The 16,979-nt window shown below is 68.1% G+C and carries 18 protein-coding genes and 1 pseudogene; 14 read left to right on the forward strand and 5 right to left on the reverse strand.

The features are described from left to right. Positions 1–14: 14 nt before the first annotated feature. Together PVT71_RS27325 and PVT71_RS27330 are read left to right on the forward strand one after the other, a co-directional pair. A pseudogene (locus PVT71_RS27325) lies at positions 15–1,049 on the forward strand (Gfo/Idh/MocA family oxidoreductase); the annotation flags it as partial. Positions 1,050–1,115: 66 nt separating this feature from the next. Beyond that, positions 1,116–2,234, forward strand: a complete 1,119-nt coding sequence (locus PVT71_RS27330; RefSeq protein ID WP_353476522.1) for a glycoside hydrolase family 88 protein — start codon at positions 1,116–1,118, stop codon at positions 2,232–2,234. A gap of 28 nt (positions 2,235–2,262) precedes the next feature. Here PVT71_RS27330 and PVT71_RS27335 read toward each other — a convergent pair whose 3' ends face one another. Further along, a complete protein-coding gene (locus PVT71_RS27335; protein ID WP_353476385.1) occupies positions 2,263–3,267 on the reverse strand; it encodes an AraC family transcriptional regulator in 1,005 nt (334 codons plus the stop codon). Between the two features lie 137 nt (positions 3,268–3,404). Between PVT71_RS27335 and PVT71_RS27340 the strand changes: the two genes are divergently transcribed. From PVT71_RS27340 to PVT71_RS27350, 3 genes are read left to right on the forward strand one after another with little or no spacing between them, the layout of a single operon-like run. Further along, positions 3,405–4,181, forward strand: a complete 777-nt coding sequence (locus PVT71_RS27340; protein ID WP_353476386.1) for an SDR family oxidoreductase — start codon at positions 3,405–3,407, stop codon at positions 4,179–4,181. A 38-nt stretch (positions 4,182–4,219) separates the two neighbouring features. Next, the gene (locus PVT71_RS27345) at positions 4,220–5,449 is read left to right on the forward strand and encodes a styrene monooxygenase/indole monooxygenase family protein (RefSeq protein ID WP_353476387.1); all 1,230 of its coding nucleotides are present in this window, start codon (positions 4,220–4,222) and stop codon (positions 5,447–5,449) included. Between the two features lies 1 nt (position 5,450). Then, positions 5,451–5,942: a flavin reductase family protein gene (locus PVT71_RS27350; RefSeq protein ID WP_353476388.1), complete on the forward strand. Its 492-nt coding sequence runs from the start codon at positions 5,451–5,453 to the stop codon at positions 5,940–5,942. An 82-nt stretch (positions 5,943–6,024) separates the two neighbouring features. On the opposite strand, the gene PVT71_RS27355 is transcribed toward PVT71_RS27350, so the two are convergent. Next, positions 6,025–6,444 carry a thioesterase family protein gene (locus tag PVT71_RS27355; RefSeq protein WP_353476389.1) on the reverse strand — a complete coding sequence of 140 codons (420 nt, stop codon included), beginning with the start codon at positions 6,442–6,444 and terminating at the stop codon, positions 6,025–6,027. Between the two features lie 276 nt (positions 6,445–6,720). Between PVT71_RS27355 and PVT71_RS27360 the strand changes: the two genes are divergently transcribed. The 6 genes from PVT71_RS27360 (at position 6,721) to PVT71_RS27385 (ending at position 11,568) form a co-directional block, all read left to right on the forward strand. After that, a complete protein-coding gene (locus tag PVT71_RS27360; protein WP_353476390.1) occupies positions 6,721–9,006 on the forward strand; it encodes a bifunctional salicylyl-CoA 5-hydroxylase/oxidoreductase in 2,286 nt (761 codons plus the stop codon). Next, positions 9,003–9,746, forward strand: a complete 744-nt coding sequence (locus tag PVT71_RS27365; protein ID WP_353476391.1) for an SDR family NAD(P)-dependent oxidoreductase — start codon at positions 9,003–9,005, stop codon at positions 9,744–9,746. The genes PVT71_RS27360 and PVT71_RS27365 overlap by 4 nt, the downstream gene beginning before the upstream one ends. Further along, the gene (locus PVT71_RS27370) at positions 9,743–10,171 is read left to right on the forward strand and encodes a thioesterase family protein (protein ID WP_353476392.1); all 429 of its coding nucleotides are present in this window, start codon (positions 9,743–9,745) and stop codon (positions 10,169–10,171) included. Before PVT71_RS27365 ends, PVT71_RS27370 begins: the two co-directional genes overlap by 4 nt. Before the next feature lie 13 nt (positions 10,172–10,184). Beyond that, positions 10,185–10,598, forward strand: coding sequence for a RidA family protein (locus tag PVT71_RS27375; protein WP_353476393.1), 414 nt, complete (start codon positions 10,185–10,187; stop codon positions 10,596–10,598). Then, on the forward strand, positions 10,591–10,971 hold the full coding sequence (locus PVT71_RS27380) for a hotdog domain-containing protein (RefSeq protein WP_353476394.1): 381 nt from the start codon (positions 10,591–10,593) through the stop codon (positions 10,969–10,971). Before PVT71_RS27375 ends, PVT71_RS27380 begins: the two co-directional genes overlap by 8 nt. Before the next feature lie 132 nt (positions 10,972–11,103). Beyond that, positions 11,104–11,568: a MarR family transcriptional regulator gene (locus PVT71_RS27385; protein WP_353476395.1), complete on the forward strand. Its 465-nt coding sequence runs from the start codon at positions 11,104–11,106 to the stop codon at positions 11,566–11,568. A 71-nt stretch (positions 11,569–11,639) separates the two neighbouring features. On the opposite strand, the gene PVT71_RS27390 is transcribed toward PVT71_RS27385, so the two are convergent. The 3 genes from PVT71_RS27390 to PVT71_RS27400 are packed head-to-tail and all read right to left on the reverse strand — an operon-like array spanning position 11,640 to position 13,743. Then, positions 11,640–12,449 carry an SDR family NAD(P)-dependent oxidoreductase gene (locus PVT71_RS27390; protein WP_353476396.1) on the reverse strand — a complete coding sequence of 270 codons (810 nt, stop codon included), beginning with the start codon at positions 12,447–12,449 and terminating at the stop codon, positions 11,640–11,642. Continuing rightward, positions 12,446–13,288, reverse strand: a complete 843-nt coding sequence (locus PVT71_RS27395; protein ID WP_353476397.1) for a fumarylacetoacetate hydrolase family protein — start codon at positions 13,286–13,288, stop codon at positions 12,446–12,448. The genes PVT71_RS27390 and PVT71_RS27395 overlap by 4 nt, the downstream gene beginning before the upstream one ends. Positions 13,289–13,314: 26 nt before the next feature. Next, positions 13,315–13,743, reverse strand: a complete 429-nt coding sequence (locus PVT71_RS27400) for a cupin domain-containing protein (RefSeq protein WP_353476398.1) — start codon at positions 13,741–13,743, stop codon at positions 13,315–13,317. 357 nt (positions 13,744–14,100) lie between these two features. Between PVT71_RS27400 and PVT71_RS27405 the strand changes: the two genes are divergently transcribed. The 3 genes from PVT71_RS27405 to PVT71_RS27415 are packed head-to-tail and all read left to right on the forward strand — an operon-like array spanning position 14,101 to position 16,926. After that, positions 14,101–14,892: a cyclase family protein gene (locus tag PVT71_RS27405; protein ID WP_353476399.1), complete on the forward strand. Its 792-nt coding sequence runs from the start codon at positions 14,101–14,103 to the stop codon at positions 14,890–14,892. 19 nt (positions 14,893–14,911) lie between these two features. Further along, positions 14,912–16,483: an NAD(P)/FAD-dependent oxidoreductase gene (locus PVT71_RS27410; RefSeq protein WP_353476400.1), complete on the forward strand. Its 1,572-nt coding sequence runs from the start codon at positions 14,912–14,914 to the stop codon at positions 16,481–16,483. After that, positions 16,480–16,926, forward strand: coding sequence for a MarR family transcriptional regulator (locus PVT71_RS27415; RefSeq protein ID WP_353476401.1), 447 nt, complete (start codon positions 16,480–16,482; stop codon positions 16,924–16,926). The genes PVT71_RS27410 and PVT71_RS27415 overlap by 4 nt, the downstream gene beginning before the upstream one ends. Positions 16,927–16,979 lie beyond the last annotated feature (53 nt).

The following is a 16,979-nucleotide window of genomic DNA, read 5'->3' on the forward strand; positions in this document are numbered from 1 at the left end:
GCGATGACCATGGCATCGACCGCACGCACCACATCTACATCATCGCCGCGCTCGAGGCTGGACGCGACGTGATCACCGAAAAGCCGATGACCACCGACACCACCAAGTGCCAGCAGATCGTCGACGCGGTGAAGCGCACCGGGCGCTCGGTGCGCGTGACCTTCAACTACCGCTACGCGCCGCACAACTCCGCGGTGCGCGAGCTCATCACCTCGGGCGGCATCGGCGAGGTCTTCTCGGTGCATTTCGAGTGGCTGCTCGACACCAAGCACGGCGCCGACTACTTCCGGCGCTGGCACCGCGACAAGCGCAACAGCGGCGGTCTGATGGTGCACAAGTCGACCCACCATTTCGACCTCGTGAACTTCTGGCTCGGCAGCCAGCCGGAGACGGTCTTCGGCATGGGCGACCTGCGCTTCTACGGCCGCGCCAATGCCGAGGAGCGCGGGCACTTCACCTCCTACACGCGCACCACCGGCGTCGCCGCCGCCAAGGACGATCCCTTTGCCATCGACCTGACCGCAAGCCCGGTGCAGAAGGCGCTCTACTGGGACGCCGAGCACGAGGATGGCTACCAGCGCGACCAGAACGTCTTCGGCGACGGCATCAGCATCGAGGACACGATGCAGGTCATGGTGCGCTACAGGAACCGCTCGGTGCTGACCTATTCGCTCAACGCCTACGCGCCCTGGGAGGGGTTCAACGTCAGCTTCAACGGCTCCGGCGGGCGGATCGAGCTCATGGTGCGCGAAACCTCCTACATCAACGGCGGCGGCGCCAAGGAGCAGGAGGGCGCGGCGGAAGGTATCCAGCTCTACCACTTCCCGCTGCACGGCACGCCGCGCGTGGTGCCGATCGACATGGCCGAGGGCGGCCACGGCGGCGGCGACAACCGGATGCTGGCTGACATCTTCGGCAAGTCGAACTCGGGCGGGGCCTATGCGGCGGGCTACCGCGACGGCGCCATGTCGATCCTGACCGGCATCGCGGCGAACCGCTCGTTCCAGACCGGGCTGCCGGTCGAGGTCGCCGACCTCGTCACGCTCTGAGGCCCTGCGGCCGTCCCGCCGGTCGCGGCGGCCGCACGCACACCTTCCGGGAGGAGACACATGTCCCTGCATCCGCTGCTGCGGCAGGACGCCCGCCTGCTGCCCCGCGCCGAGATCTGCGGCCTCATCGACCGGCTCACCGACAATCTCGTCGGCATCACCGACACCACCGGCGAGTTCCTGCTGCACCTCGACGACGGGCGGGTCATCGACACCAAGGGCTGGGCCGGATGGGAATGGACCCACGGCATCGGCCTCTACGGGCTGCTCACCTACTGGCAGCTGACCGGCAATCCGCGCGCGATGGAGATCATCCGCGGCTGGTTCGAGGACCGCCTCGCCGAGGGCACGCCGACCAAGAACGTCAACACCGTCGCCCCCTTCCTCGTGGCCGCGCATCTCTACGAGCTGGACCGCGACCCGAAATGGCTGCCCTACCTCGACACGTGGGCGGACTGGGTGATGCACGGTATGCCGAGGGTAGAGGGCGGCGGGCTGCAGCACATCGTCTACGACGCGGTCAACCCGGGGCAGATGTGGGACGACACGCTGATGATGGCGGTCCTGCCGCTGGCCAAGATCGGCCTCGTGCTGGGCCGCCCCGAGTACATCGACGAAGCCAAGTACCAGTTCCTGACCCACGCCCAGTACCTTGCCGACACCCGGAGCGGCCTCTGGTTCCACGGCTGGAGCTTCGAGGGCAACCACAACTTCGCCGGCGCGCTCTGGGCCCGCGGCAATGCCTGGGTCACCATGGTGATCCCCGAGTTCATCGAGCTGCTCGACCTCAAGGAAGGCGATCCCGTCCGCCGTCACCTGCAGGCGCTGCTCGGGCGTCAGGCCGAGGCGCTGCGGCGCACGCAGGATGCCTCGGGGCTCTGGCACACGCTGCTCGATGATCCGCAGAGCTACCTCGAGGCCTCGGCCACCGCCGGCTTCGGCTACGGGCTGCTCAAGGCGGTGCGCAAGCGGTACATCGGCAGCGAGTTCACCCCGGTGGCCGAGCGCGCGGTCAAGGCCGTCATCGACAACATCTCTCCCGAGGGGGAGCTGCGAAACGTCTCCTTCGGCACGGCGATGGGCGCGGATCTCGACCATTACCGCCAGATCCGGCTGACCTCGATGCCCTACGGTCAGGCGATGGCGATGGTCTGCCTCGGCGAATACCTGCGGACCTACATCTGAGCGGTCGCGCTGAACCCGGCGCCGCCCCTCAGGACCTCAGCGCGGCACGGAGCGTCGCGACGGGAGCGCAGCCGAACCGCTTGCGGTAGTGCTCCGAGAAGCGCCCGAGGTGGAAGAATCCGAGCCCGGTCGCGACCTCGGTGACCCGGGTCTCTGGCGCGGGGTTCGACAGTTCTTCCCAGGCCCTGTCGAGCCGCATGTCGCGCAGCACGGTCATCGGGCCGCAGCCATGGCAGGCGCGGAACGCGGCCTGCAGCGTCCGCACGCTGGTGCCCGCGGCGCGGGCGATGTCCTCGATCATCAGCGGAGCGCCGAGGTTCTCGCGCATGAAGCCCTCGGCAAGCCGCATCACCCGCGGCGCGTAGGCGCCACGCGCGCTCTCCTCCTGCGGGCCGAGCTGCGACTGCAGCAGGCCGACCAGCAGCGTGCGCTCGAGCTGCCGCCCCAGCGCCGAGCCGCGCGCCAGCGGCTCGGCGCCGCGCCGCGTCTCGGAGATCACGAACTCGAGCAGGCCGAGAAAGGACCTCCCCTCGCCGCCAGCGAGCCCCCGCGCACCGTCGAAGCGCAGCGCCGCCCCCTGCGGCAGCCCGAACTCGGCATGGGCCGCCTGCATCAGCGCCGCGCGGTCGATCTGCAGCATCAGCTGCACGCAGTGCTCGCTCCAGATCATGCTGACGTCGTCGTCGGGATTGAGCACGCCGCCGCTGCCGCCGCCGATCTCGTAGCCCCCCGCACGCGTGCCGATCGAGGCATGACCCCGCAGCGGGAACTGGAAGAGATAGAAGCGTTCGAGCGGGCCCGGCGCGATCTGCGCCTTGGCGCCGTAAGTGAGCACGTTGATCGAGAGGTCCTGCCCGTCGAGCCGGTTGTGCCGCGCCGCAAGCGGGTCGCGCCCCACCACCTCGAGACGGTGGTCGCAATAGACCCGCGCCACCCGTTCGCGCGCCTCATCCAGGTCGCCGGTCGCGAACAGCGGGTGGCTGCCGAGCGGCAGACCCTCCGGGCAATCGGGGCTGAGCGGGAGCGTTTCCATGGCCGCGCCGAGAGTTTCCTTCATCCCTGAAGCATAATTTGCGCAATCCGGATCCCGGCTGCGCAATCAGGATAGCGCGGATCACCGGCGGCCCTGCAAGCTTTCTTTTCAGAAAAATGACAAACGGGGAGCGCGCGATGCGTGGATTGAAAGACAAGGTCGCGATCGTGCCGGGCGGTGCCACCAAAATCGGCGTTGCCGTGGTCGAGGCGTTCAGATCGCACGGGGTAAAGGTCGTCGTCGCCGATATCGACGGCGAGAACGGCCAGAGGCTCGAGACCGAGGGCGTGGTCTTCGTCCAGGCTGACCTGCGCTCGGACGAGGATATCGCGCGGGTGGTGCAGGTGGCCAAGGACCGGTTCGGGCGCATCGACTTCCTGGTGAACGTCGCCGCCACTTACCTCGACAACGGCGCCGAGAGCACCCGCGCCGAGTGGCTCGATGCTTTGGATGTGAACCTTGTCGGCTCGGTCATGCTGATGCAGGCCGCCCGCGACGAGCTGCGCAAGACCAAGGGCGCCATCGTCAATTTCGGCTCGATCTCGGCCCGCGTTGCGCAGACCGGCCGCTGGCTCTACCCGGTGTCCAAGGCGGCGATCCTGCAGCTCACCCGCAACCAGGCGATGGATCTCGCGCCCGACGGCATCCGGGTGAACGCGGTCTCGCCCGGCTGGACCTGGTCGAACATCATGGACAGCCTCACGGGGGGCGACCGCGCCAAGACCGACGGGGTCGGCGCGGACTTCCACCTCTTCCCGCGGGTCGGCGACCCCGAGGAGGTCGCCTCGACGATCATGTTCCTCTGCTCGGACGAGGCCAGCTTCGTCACCGGCACCGACATCCGGGTCGACGGCGGCTACACCGCCATGGGCCCCGAGCGCGCCGAGCCGGCGATCCCGCGGCTCATGGACTGACCCCGGCCGCACCGAAGACCAGTCAACAGGAGAGAAGAATGAAACGCATTTCCATCGTGGGCGGGGGCCAGTCCGGCCTGCAGCTCGGCATCGGGCTCCTGCAGAAGGGCTACGAGGTCAGGATCATCCAGGACCGCACCGGCGCGCAGATCGCCGAGGGGCGCGTCATGTCCTCGCAATGCCAGTTCGACGCGGCGCTGCAGCTCGAGCGCGACCTCGGGATCAACTTCTGGGAAGAGGACTGCCCGCCGGTCGAGGGCATCTCGTTCAGCGTCCCGAACCCCGAGGGGCCGGGCAAGGTCATCGACTGGGCGGCGCGGCTCGACAGCAAGGCGCAGTCGATCGACCAGCGGGTGAAGATGCCCCGCTGGATCGCGGAGTTCGAGCGGCTCGGCGGCAAGATGGAGATCGCCACCGCCGACATCGCCGCGCTCGAGCGCGAGGCGAAATCCGCGGACCTGGTGATCGTCGCCTCGGGCAAGGGCGAGGTCGGCAAGCTCTTCGAGCGCGACGCCGACCGCTCGCCCTTCGCGGCGCCGCAGCGCGCCCTCGCCCTGACCTACGTGCACGGCATGACCCCGCGCCCCGAGCATTCGGCGGTGAACTTCAACCTGATCCCGGGCGTCGGCGAATATTTCGTCTTCCCCGCACTGACCCTCTCCGGACCCTGCGAGATCATGGTGTTCGAGGGCATCCCCGAGGGTCCGATGGATTGCTGGGCGGACGTGACCGGCCCGGCCGGGCACCTCGCCCGCTCGAAGCAGATCCTCGACACCTTCCTGCCCTGGGAGGCGGCACGCTGCCAGAAGATCGAGCTGACCGACGGCAACGGCATCCTTGCCGGGCGCTTCCCCCCGACCGTGCGCAAACCCGTCGGCACCCTGCCCTCGGGCGCCAAGGTGCTCGGCCTCGGCGACGCGGTCTGCCTCAACGACCCGATCACCGGCCAGGGCGCGAACAATGCCGCCAAGGCGGCGGCGGTCTACCTCGAGGCCATCTTCGCGCGCGGCGAGCGTCCCTTCGACGAGGCCTGGATGCGCGCGACCTTCGAGACCTTCTGGAGCTACGCGCAATGGGTCGTGCGCTGGACCAACATGATGCTGCTGCCGCCGCCGCCCTTCGTGCTCGAACTGATGGGCTCGGCGCAGGGGCTGCCGGATCTCGCGCGCCGCATCGCCAACGGCTTCGACGACCCGCGCGACTTCTTCCCCTGGTTCGCCGATCCCGCCGCCGCCGGGGACTACCTGACCTCGCTCAAGGCAGCCTGACATGGCCGTGGACATCACGACCTTCCGCGAGACGATGGGGCTCTTTCCCGGGGCGGTGACGCTGATCACCACCGGGGCGGGCGATCTGCGGCGCGGGATCACCGCGACGGCGGTCTGCTCGGTGAGCGACAGTCCCCCGAGCCTGCTGGCCTGCGTCAACCGCCGCACCGGCACCTGCCAGGAGATCGCGCGCAGCGGGCGCTTCAGCGTCCAGCTGCTCGGGCAGGACCAGGCGGACGTGGCCATGGCCTTTGCCGGCGCGCAGGGGCAGAGCGGCGTCGAGAAGTTCTTCGCGGGGACATGGTCCTGCTGTCCGCTCGGCCTGCCCCGGCTCCAAGGCGCGCTGGCCTCGATCTCCTGCGAGGTGGTCACCGCCACCGACGCGGGCAGCCACACGGTCTTCATCGGCCGCATCGAGCATGTCGCCATCGCGGGGGGCGAGGCGCTGGTCTTCGCCCGCTCGAAGTTCCACCGGCTGGAATGCGTCGCCTGACGCACTTCTCCACGGCACAAAAGCAAGGCGCCCCGGCAGTTCCCTGCCGGGGCGCTTTCGATTTCGGTCCGCGCACGGTGGCTCAGGCGGCCATTTCCGGGTGCAGGTAGAGCTCGAGCCCCTTGCGGCAGTCATCCGGCCAGGGGTGCGACTTGTGATCCCTGGTCGAGGTCATCACGATCAACTGCTCGATGGTCCAGATCACTTCGCCCTCGACGGTCACCACGGTGTAGAGCTCGAGCGACGACTTGCCGATCCGCCGCACGTGCACGTTGAATTCGAGCACGTCACCGTAAACCGCAGGCTTCTTGAACTCGATGTTCATCTTCACGCTGGGCAGGCCGAGCTGCCGCTCGAACATCAGCTCCTTCCATGTCACGCCGAAAGAGGCGAACATGGCCTCGTTGACGTCGACGAGCATCGACAAGTAGGCGGGGTGATAGGCGATCCCCGTAAGATCGCAGTCGCCGAAACGCATGGGTTTCTGAATCGTGAACGGCATTCGTGCTTGCTCCGTGTCCTGCCCGACTCGGCGGTGCGTGAGGCCCGGGCGGGGCTTCGAGTCGGCGCGCCAATATGCTTTATGCCTAAATCATAGCGGCAGGAGCAGGCAGGTCAAGAAGCTCGCGGCTCGGCATATTTTACTGGTATCATCGCGAATTTGAGCGCCGAAGTTCCGCGCGGAGCCAAAAAGAAGGGCGCGACTTAATTATTTTAGTCTTGAAGTATCTTGCCGAGACGGTACTCTGGACGAAACCAAACAGGGAAGCTGTGTCTCATGCAAATCGCAGTTCTTGGCGGAGGCCCCGCCGGTCTCTACTTCGCCATTTCGATGAAGCTGCGCGACAGCGCGCATGACATCACCGTCTACGAGCGCAACCGGTCCGACGACACGTTCGGCTGGGGCGTGGTGCTCTCGGACGAGACCATGGCGAATTTCGAGGAGAACGACCCGGTCTCCGAGAAGATGATCCGCGACAAGTTCGCCTACTGGGACGACGTCAAGGTCGTGCGCGGCGACGAGGCGATGACCTCGGGCGGGCACGGGTTCTGCGGCATCGGCCGCAAGCAGATGCTGCTGCTCCTGCAACAGCGCGCGCGCGAGCTCGGCGTGAAGCTGGAATTCGAGACCGACATCACCCCCGAGAAGATCGAGGAACTGAAGGCAAGCAACGACCTTCTGGTCGCTGCCGACGGGCTCAACTCGAAGACCCGCGGCCTCTATGCCGACAGGTTCCGCCCCGAGATCGACATGCGGCGCAACCACTTCGTCTGGCTCGGCACGCACCAGAAGTTCGACGACGCCTTCACCTTCATCTTCGAGAAGACCGAGCACGGCTGGATCTGGGCCCACGCCTACCAGTTCGATGACGACACCGCGACCTTCATCGTGGAATGCGGCCCCGAGACCTTTGAAGCCTTCGGCTTCGACCGGCTGAGCCAGCAGGAGAGCATCGCGCTCTGCGAGACGATCTTCGCCAAGCACCTCGGCGGCCACGCGCTGATGACCAACGCCAACCACGTGCGCGGCTCGGCCTGGATCCGCTTCCCCCGCGTGACCTGCGAGAGCTGGTTCTTCGACAACGTGGTGCTGCTCGGCGATGCCTCGGCGACGGCGCATTTCTCGATCGGCTCAGGCTCGAAGCTCGGCATGGAGAGCGCCATCTCGCTGGCCGAGGAACTGTCGCGCGGCAAGCCGCTCGCCGAGGCGCTGCAGGGCTACGAGGACGCGCGCAAGCTGCAGGTGCTGCGCGTCACCTCGGCCGCGCGCAATTCCACCGAGTGGTTCGAGGAGGTCGAGCGCTACCTCGGGCTCGACATGATGCAGCTGAACTACGCACTGCTCACCCGCTCGCAGCGGATCAGCCACGAGAACCTGCGGCTGCGCGACCCGGAATGGCTGGCCTCGGCGGAAAGCTGGTTCCACAGCCAGGCCGGCAGCAACTCCAGCCGCCGCCCGATGTTCGCGCCCTTCAAGCTCCGCGGCATGGAACTGAAGAACCGCATCGTCGTCTCGCCCATGGCGCAGTACAAGGCGACCGGCGGCATGCCCAACGACTGGCACTTCGTGCATTACGCCGAGCGCGCCAAGGGCGGCGCAGGGCTTGTCTTCACCGAGATGCTCTGCGTGTCGATGGAGGGACGGATCACCCCGGGCTGCCCCTGCATCGGCCCCGAGCAGGTGCCGGCATGGAAGCGCCTCACCGATTTCGTGCACGTCGAGACCGACGCCAGGATCTGCGCCCAGATCGGCCACGCGGGCCGCAAGGGCTCGACCCGGCTCGCCTGGGACGGCATCGACAAGCCGCTCGCCGAGGGCGAGAACTGGCCGCTGCTCTCCGCCTCGGCGATCCCGCTGATGGAGGGCAACGTCGTGCCGAAAGCGATGGACCGCGCCGACATGGACATGGTCAAGGCGCAGTTCGTCGAGAGCGTGCGCGCCGCCGAGGCCGCGGGCTTCGACATGCTCGAGATGCACGGCGCCCACGGCTACCTGCTGGCGTCCTTCATCTCGCCGGTCACCAACCGCCGCGAGGACGAGTACGGCGGCAGCCTCGAGAACCGCATGCGCTACCCGCTGGAGATCTTCGCCGCCATGCGCGCCGAATGGCCGGCCGACAAGCCGATGACGGTGCGCATCTCGGCCCATGACTGGATGGGCGACGAGGGCGTCACCCCCGAGGAAGCGGTGCAGATCTCGGCCCTGTTCAAGGCGGCCGGGGCGGATGCGATCAACGTCTCGTCGGGCCAGACCGACAAGGCCGAGCAGCCGGTCTACGGGCGGATGTTCCAGGTGCCCTTCGCCGACCGCGTGCGCAACGAGATCGGCGCGCCGACGCTGGTCGCGGGCAACATCTACGAACCCGACCACGTCAACTCGATCCTGATGGCGGGGCGCGCCGACCTCGTGCTGCTCGCCCGCCCGCACCTCGCCGATCCCTACTGGACGCTGCACGCGGCGGTGGGTCTCGGCGACACCGAGCAGTCCTGGCCGATGCCCTACGAGGGCGGCCGCCGGCAGGCCAACACGCTCGCCGAACGCGCCAAGGCGATGGCCACATGAGCCTCGCGGGCAAGACGGCCTTCGTCACCGGCGGCGGCTCGGGGGTCGGCGCGGTGATCGCGCTGGCCTTCGCCGAGGCCGGGGCAGAGGTGGTGATCTGCGGCCGCCGCATGGGGCCGCTCGAGGCGGTCGCGGCGCGCCATCCGGCGATCCGCGCGGTGCTCTGCGACATCACCGACGAGGCGGCGATCTCCGCCGCCATCGCCGGGGCCGCGCCCGACATCGTCATCGCCAATGCCGGGGCCTCCGAGAGCGCGCCCTTCACCCGCACCGAGCTTGCCGCCTTCGAGCGCATGGTCTCGGTCAACCTCACGGGCACCTTCCTGACCCTGCGCGAGGGCGCAAAGGCGATGAAGGACAAGCCCTGGGGCCGGCTCATCGCCATCGCCTCGACCGCCGGGCTCAAGGGCTATCCCTATGTCGCGCCCTATGCCGCGGCCAAGCACGGGGTCATCGGGCTGGTGAAATCCGTGGCGCTCGAGCTTGCGCGCAAGGGCATCACCGCCAACGCGCTCTGCCCGGGCTTTCTCGACACCGAGATGACCGAGCGCTCGATCGCCAACATCGTCGAGAAGACCGGGCGCAGCCCCGAGGAGGCCCGCGCCTCGCTCGAGGCGACCAACCCGATGCACCGGCTCGTGCCGCCCGAGGACGTCGCCCGCGCCGCGCTCTGGCTCTGCGGCGAGGGCTCGGACATGGTCACCGGCCAGGCCATCTCGATCTCGGGAGGCGAGACGTGAGCGAGGCCTTCACGATACGCCGGCAGGTCGAGTTCAACCATTGCGACCCCGCCGGGATCGTCTTCTACCCGCGCTATTTCGAGATGATCTCGGCCGTGCAGGAGCGCTTCTTCGCGGATGCGCTCGGTTGCGGCTGGGGCGAGATGATCGCCGGAACCGGAATGGCGACCCCGATGGGTCAGATTGAGTGCCGCTTCCATGCCCCCTCGCGGCTCGGCGACTGGCTCGACCTGTCGCTGGCGGTGAAACGGCTCGGCAGCGCCTCGGCCACCTTCGTCATCACCTGCACCAGCGGCGACGAGCGCCGCTTCACCTGCCAGGCCACGGTGATCCACGCCAATGCCGAGCAGGGCACCTCCGCCCCCTGGCCCGCGCCGCTGCGCGATGCCATGACCCGCCATCTCGTTGCAAAAACGCCCGATTGAGAAAGACCGACGCATGACCGCTCTCACGCCCCACATGTTCCTCCAACCCGATGGCTGGGTGCCCGCGAAGGGCTATGCCAACGGCGTGCTCGCCGAAGGGCGCATGGTCTTCACCGGCGGCCTCGTCGGCTGGAACGCGCAGCAGGAATGGGTCCACGAGGACATGGTCGGACAGTTCCGCCAGACCCTCGAGAACATCGTTGCCGTGCTCGAGCAGGCCGGCGCCCGGCCCGAGCACCTCGTGCGCCTGACCTGGTACATCACCGACAAGCAGGAATATCTCGACAACCTGCGCGCCTTCGGGGCCGCCTACCGCGAGGTGATCGGCCGCCACTTCCCCGCCATGGCCGTCGTGCAGGTCTGCGCGCTGATGGAAGACGCCGCGCGGATCGAGATCGAGGCCACCGCGGTCATCCCCCATGACTGAGGCCGTCACCCGCCCCGGCACCCCGCCCTGCATCGTCACCGTCGCGCCCCATGCCGAGGTGACGCCGCGCGGCGCGGTCTTCGGCGGCTGGATCCTGTCGCAGCTCGACCATGCGGCGGGCCTTGCCGGTCGCAAGATCGCCGGCGGCGACGTGGTCATCGCCTCGCTCAAGGACGTGCAGTTCCACGCGCCGCTGCACGGCGGCGAGGAGTTCACCATCCACGCGGAGCTGAGCCGCCGCGGCACCAGCTCGTTCAACCTCGCCGTTTCCGCATGGGCCGAGCCCGACGGGGCCGGTCGCCGGATCCTCAGCGCCGACGTGCTGCTGGTGGCGGTCGATGGTGCGGGCAGACCTCGCAAACTTCCGGCCTGAAGCTTTCCTGCACGCCGCAAGAGGCAAAAATCGCGATTTCCTGCCTTTTGCGTTGCGCCGCGCCGGGATACACGCAACCTCTAATGTCGAGACCTCAAGGGTCTGGACGCAACTTTCCGGCAGGGGCGAGACATGGACACCGCACAAGACCACCAGATCGCCGACGAGCACCTCGCCCGGCAGCGGCTGCGCCTGTGGCTGCAGATGCTGAAGGCAGTGCGCCACGTCGAGGGCACGCTGCGCGAGCGGCTGCGCTCGGGCTATGACACCACCCTGCCGCGCTTCGACGTGCTGGCCGCGCTGCACGCCGCGCCCGAGGGGATGAAGATGAGCGAGCTGTCGCAGCAGCTGGTCGTCTCGAACGGCAACGTGACCGGCGTGGTCGACCGGCTGGTCGCCGACGGGCTGGCCGAGCGCCAGACGATGGAGACCGACCGCCGCGCCTTCCGCGTGCTGATCACCCCGGCGGGGCGCGCGCTGATGGACGAGATGGTTTCCGAGCACCTGCGCTGGATCGACGCGATGTTCTCGGAGATCTCGGAAACCGACGCCGCCCGCGGCATCTCGATCATGCTCGACATCCGCAACAAGCACTAAGCTCTTTCAGCCAATAGGAAAGGCCCCCGCAGTCGCTGCGGGGGCCTTCTCGTTTGCGCTGCCGGCGTCGGTCAGAGCAGCCCGGTCTCGCGCGCGACGCGGCGGTAGCCCGCCCCGGCGGTGAAGCCGCCGTCGATCACGAAATCCTCGCCGGTGATGAAACCCGAGGCCTCGGACGCGAGGAAGAGCACGAGTTGCGCCACCTCGGTCGCCTCGCCCGCGCGCTGCATCGGCGTCATGCCGATCATCGGGCCGAGGTGCGGCGAGCCGCGGTTGAGGTCGGTCACGATGAGACCCGGGCAGATTGCGTTGACCCGAACGCCCTGCTCGGCGAACTCCATCGCCGCGGTGCGCGTGAGCCCGCGCAGCGCCCATTTCGACGCGGTGTAGGCCGGATCGTAATGGCCCGAATAGGCGCTGTTGGACGAGATGTTGACGATCGAACCGCCGCCCGTTTCCGCCATCATCGGCGCCGCCAGCTTGACCCCGATGAAGGCGCCGGTGGCGTTCACGTCGAGCACCTTGCGCCATTCCTCGACCGACATGTCGCGGATGATCTTGCGGTTGATGATCCCGGCGTTGTTGACGAGGATGTCGAGCCGGCCGGTCCAGTCCTGCACGACCGCCAGCGCCTCGGCCCATTCCGCCTCGGAGGTCACGTCGAGCCGCATGAAGCGCACCGAGTGACCCTCGGAGGTGAGCCGCTCGGCGAGGGCGACGCCCTCCGCCTCGAGCACGTCGCAGATCAGCACCGAGGCCCCGGCGGTGGCCAGCATCTCGGCCTCGACCGCGCCCTGCCCGCGCGCTGCGCCGGTGACGATCGCGGTCTTGCCCGACAGATCCGTCAGCGCGGATTTCAGCGCCCCGAAGTCGATGCTCATGCCTGCACCATCACCTGGCGCTGCTCGCCAAGCCCGGTTGCGCCAAGGGTGACCACCTGCCCGGCCTTGAGGAAGGTCTGCGGCTTCATCCCGAGCCCGACACCCGGAGGCGTGCCGGTGGCGATGATGTCGCCCGGCTCGAGCGTCATGAACTGCGAGATGTAATGCACCAGATGCGCCACGCCGAAGATCATCGTGCGGGTGTTGCCGGTCTGGCGGCGCTCGCCATCGACGTCGAGCCAGAGGTCGATGTCCTGCACGTCGGCGATCTCGTCCCTGGTCACCATCCACGGACCCACCGGGCCGAAGGTGTCATGGCTCTTGCCCTTGATCCACTGGCCGCCGCGTTCGGACTGGAAGCGCCGCTCCGAGACGTCGTTGACCAGCACGTAGCCGGCGACATGGTCGAGCGCCTCTGCCTCGGAGACGTATTTCGCGCGGGTGCCGATCACGATGCCAAGCTCGATCTCCCAGTCGGTGCGGTCCGAGCCGCGCGGGATCTCGACGTCATCGTAGGGGCCGCAGAGCGCGGTGGTCGCCTTGCCGAAGAGCACCGGCTCGGCGGGCGGCTCCTTGCCGGTCTCGCGCGCGTGGTCGGCGTAGTTGAGGCCGACGCAGAGGAACTTGCCCGGGCGCGCGATGGCGGAGCCGATGCGCGGAGTGCCCTCGACGAGCGGCAGCACGGCGTGGTCGAGCGCGGCGATGCGGGCGAGACCCTCGGGCGAGAGTGCGGCACCGTCGATGTCGGCGACGATGCCGCCGAGGTCACGAATATTGCCGTCCGCGTCGAGAAGACCCGGGCGCTCGGCGCCGACGGGTCCGTAGCGAAGAAGTTTCATGCGATGATCCTTTCAGGCCACACCGGTCAGGCGCGGCGGTAGCCTTCGAGCGCCTCGTCCGGCACGTCCTCGAGGTTTTCCACCAGGTTGTCGGGCGTGCGGCAGGTCAGCCAGACCAGTTCCTCGGTCGTGCTCATGTTGACCTCGACATGCGGCATGTAGGGCGGCACGAAGACGAAATCGCCTTCGAACATGTCGATGTATTCCTTGTAGTCGTCGCCGAAGTAGATGCGGCCGTGGCCCTTCAGCACGTAGCCGCCGGTTTCGCATTCCTGGTGGTGGTGCGGCGGCGAGCGGTGGCCCGGCTCGTTGGTGACGCGGCCGAACCAGATCTTCGTCGCGGGCGTGTGCTGCGGGCTGACGCCGGACTTGCGGACGCAATCGCCGGATTGCTGGGTGCCTTCATCGAGCTCGGCGGACCGGGTGACGACGGGAACGACTCTTTCCTGGGTCATGTGGCTTCTCTCCCTGAACTGACCTCGCGGCCCGGGGACCGCGTCTGCCTGAAGGCTACCGGGAATTATTTTAGGCTTCAAGTTCTTTATGCCTGCGAGTCGCCCACCGAGCGGGTCCGACCCTCGGACCCCTGCCCTCGGGCTCTGCAAATCATCGCAACCAAGGCGGGAAAAGGCTTCATGGCTGCGCAAAAATCGTGCGAAGCCCCATTCCAGCCCATCGCGACCTCATGCCTGACCCCAAAAGTGACAGGATTATAAATTTCGTTCTTGAAGAAAAAAATTATATGTATTTGCATGTATCCCAAGAAACGACCGGCCAACGAGTCACGACCGACACCACAGGGAGACATCCAAATGACCAGCACTGACGCCCTCGCGACGCTTGCCAGCGGCCTGCTCGACGGCTCGATCAAGGTGATCGACTGCACCGCGCCGCTCGGCCCGGACACCCCGCTGCTGAAGCTGCCGCCGGAGATCGCCGACGACACGCCCAAGATCGAGATCCACAAGATCTCGGAATACGGCGACCGCGGCCCGTTCTGGGCCTGGAACTGGCTGAAGGTCGGCGAGCACTCGGGCACCCACTACGATGCGCCGCACCATTGGATCACCGGCAAGGACTACCCGGACGGATCGGTCGACACGATCAACCCGCAGTATTTCGCAGCCCCCGCCAACGTCATCGACTGCTCGAAAGAGGCCGCCGAGAACGCCGACTTCCTGCTCACCGTCGAACACGTGAAGGCCTGGGAGGCCGAGCACGGCGAGATCAGGGAAGGCGAATGGGTGCTGATGCGCACCGACTGGGACCGGTTCAACACCGACGAGGCCGCCTATCTTAACGCCGACGAGGCCGGCCCGCACACCCCTGGGCCGACCGCCGAGGTCATCCAGTACCTGATGGAAGAGAAGAAGGCGCTCGGCTGGGGCACCCAGTGCATCGGCACCGACGCGGGCGCGGCCGGCGGCTTCGAGATCCCCTTCCCGGCGCACAACCTGCTGCACAAGCACAACCGCTACGGGCTGGCCTCGCTGACCAACCTCGACAAGCTTCCGGCCAAGGGCGCAATCCTCGTCGCCGCGCCGCTGAAGATCGTCAAGGGCACCGGCTCGCCGATCCGCGCGCTCGCGCTCGTCGCAGCCTGACCCGAAGGAGCGCGTGCCGATGACCTCCCCGACCTCTCCCGACGTTGCCGTCATCGGCAGCGGCATCAACGCGCTGACCGCGGCAGCCATGCTCGCCAAGTCCGGCAAGCGCGTCGCCGTGTTCGAGCGCGAGGCGGTCGCGGGCGGGTGCATGCGCTCCGAGGAACTGGCCGAGGGGGTCACCTACGACCCCCTCGCCACCACCTTCGTGCTCTGGGTGACCGGCGGGGCGCATGGCGCGCTCGGCGCGGATCTCGCCCGGCATGGCGTCGAGTTCTGCGCCACCGACACGCCGACCGGCGTGCTGCTGCCGGACGGGCGCGCGCTGACCTACACCACCGACCGCGCCGCCAACGTCGCCGCCTTTGACGCCGCGCATGACGGCGACGGCGCGCAGCTGGCCCGCGACCTCGACGCTTTCGGGGCCGATGCCGGGCTGCTCTTCGGCCTGATGGGCGGAAATCCCTGGTCGAGACAGACCGCCAAGCTGCTCGCCAGGGAGGCATGGGCGCGCAAGCCGCGCGGGCTTGCGACGGTGATGGGCGGTGCGCTGCAGCCGATGCGCTCCTGGCTCGAGAGCGCCTTCGAGAGCGACCTGTCGCGCGCGCTCTGGGCCCCGTGGTGCCTGCACGCCGGGCTCGGGCCAGAGGCCGCCTTCTCCGGCCAGATGGGCAAGGTGATCGGGTTCGCGCTCGAGGCCGCCTCGGCCCCGGTGGTCAAGGGCGGCGCCGCGAACATGGTGCGCGGCCTCGTCGCCATCATCGAGGAGCACGGCGGCACGGTCCGCACCTCGGCCGAGGTTGCCGAGATCACCCACGACAAAGGCCGCGCCACCGGCCTGCGCCTTGCCAGCGGCGAGACGATCGCCGCGAAAACCGTGCTCGCCTCGGTCACGCCGCAGCAGCTTTACGGCAAGCTCGCAGCCACGCCCGCGCGGCGCGATGACCTGCGCAAGTACCGGCACGGCAAGGGCAATTTCCAGCTGCACTACCTCCTGAACGGGCCGGTGAAATGGAAGGCCGCCGGGCTCGAGAAGGTGCAGCTGCTGCACCTGACCCCGGGGCTCGACGGCGTCTCCAAGGCCGGCAATGAGGCCGAGCGCGGCATGCTGCCCGAGGTGCCGACGATCTGCGTCGGTCAGCCCTGCGCCGCCGACCCGAGCCGCGCGCCTGAGGGGCAGAGCGTGCTCTGGCTGCAGATGCCCGAGGCGCCGCGTCACGTGAAGGGCGACGCCGCCGGAAAGATCGAGGTGCCCGCCGACGGCCGCTGGACCGAGGCGCTGCGCGAAGCCTATGCCGACCGCATCGAGGCGATCCTCGCGCATCACATCGACGGCTTTGCCGAAAGCGTGGTGACCCGCCGCGCGATCTCGCCCGCCGATCTCGAGGGATATAACATGAACCTCGTCGGCGGGGATCCCTATGGCGGCGCCTGCACGCTCGACCAGTTCTTCCTCTGGCGCCCCTTCGGGGACACCCGGCGCCACGCCAGCGATCTCGAGGGGCTCTACCACATCGGCGCCTCGACCCATCCCGGGCCGGGCCTGTCGGGCGGGTCGGGCTTTCTCGTCGCGCGGGAGCTCGGCGCATGACCACGGGACCCAGGGATCTCGAGCAGTTCACCCCCTACCTGATGAACCGCATCATCGCCCGCTACAACAAGAGCGTCGAGACCGCGCTCAAGGAAGTCGGCGTCTCGGTCGCGCAGATGCGGGCGCTGGCGGTGCTGGCCGAAAGCGGGCCCTACACGATCAACGAGCTTTCGGTGCTCACGGTCATCAAGCAGCCGACGCTCTCGCGCACGCTCGACGCGATGGAGAGCGCGGGCCTCGTCCGGCGCGAGGCGCAGGACGGTGACAGCCGTTTCCGCAAGATAAGTCTCACCGACGAGGGCCGCGCCGCCTACGAGACCGCCTGGCCGGCGATGCTGTCGATGCGCGACCGCATGCTGCAGGTCCTAGACGAGGACGAGCGCGCGAGCCTCAACGAAATGCTGCAGCGCGTGCTGCGCAACATCCGACACCACGATTTCTGACACGAGAAGTCCGGCCGGGCCCAGCCCGCGACCGGCACCCAAGGAGACCACCC

Origin of the sequence: Salipiger sp. H15, assembly GCF_040409955.1 — a bacterium.
Classification (GTDB): Bacteria; Pseudomonadota; Alphaproteobacteria; order Rhodobacterales; family Rhodobacteraceae; genus Salipiger.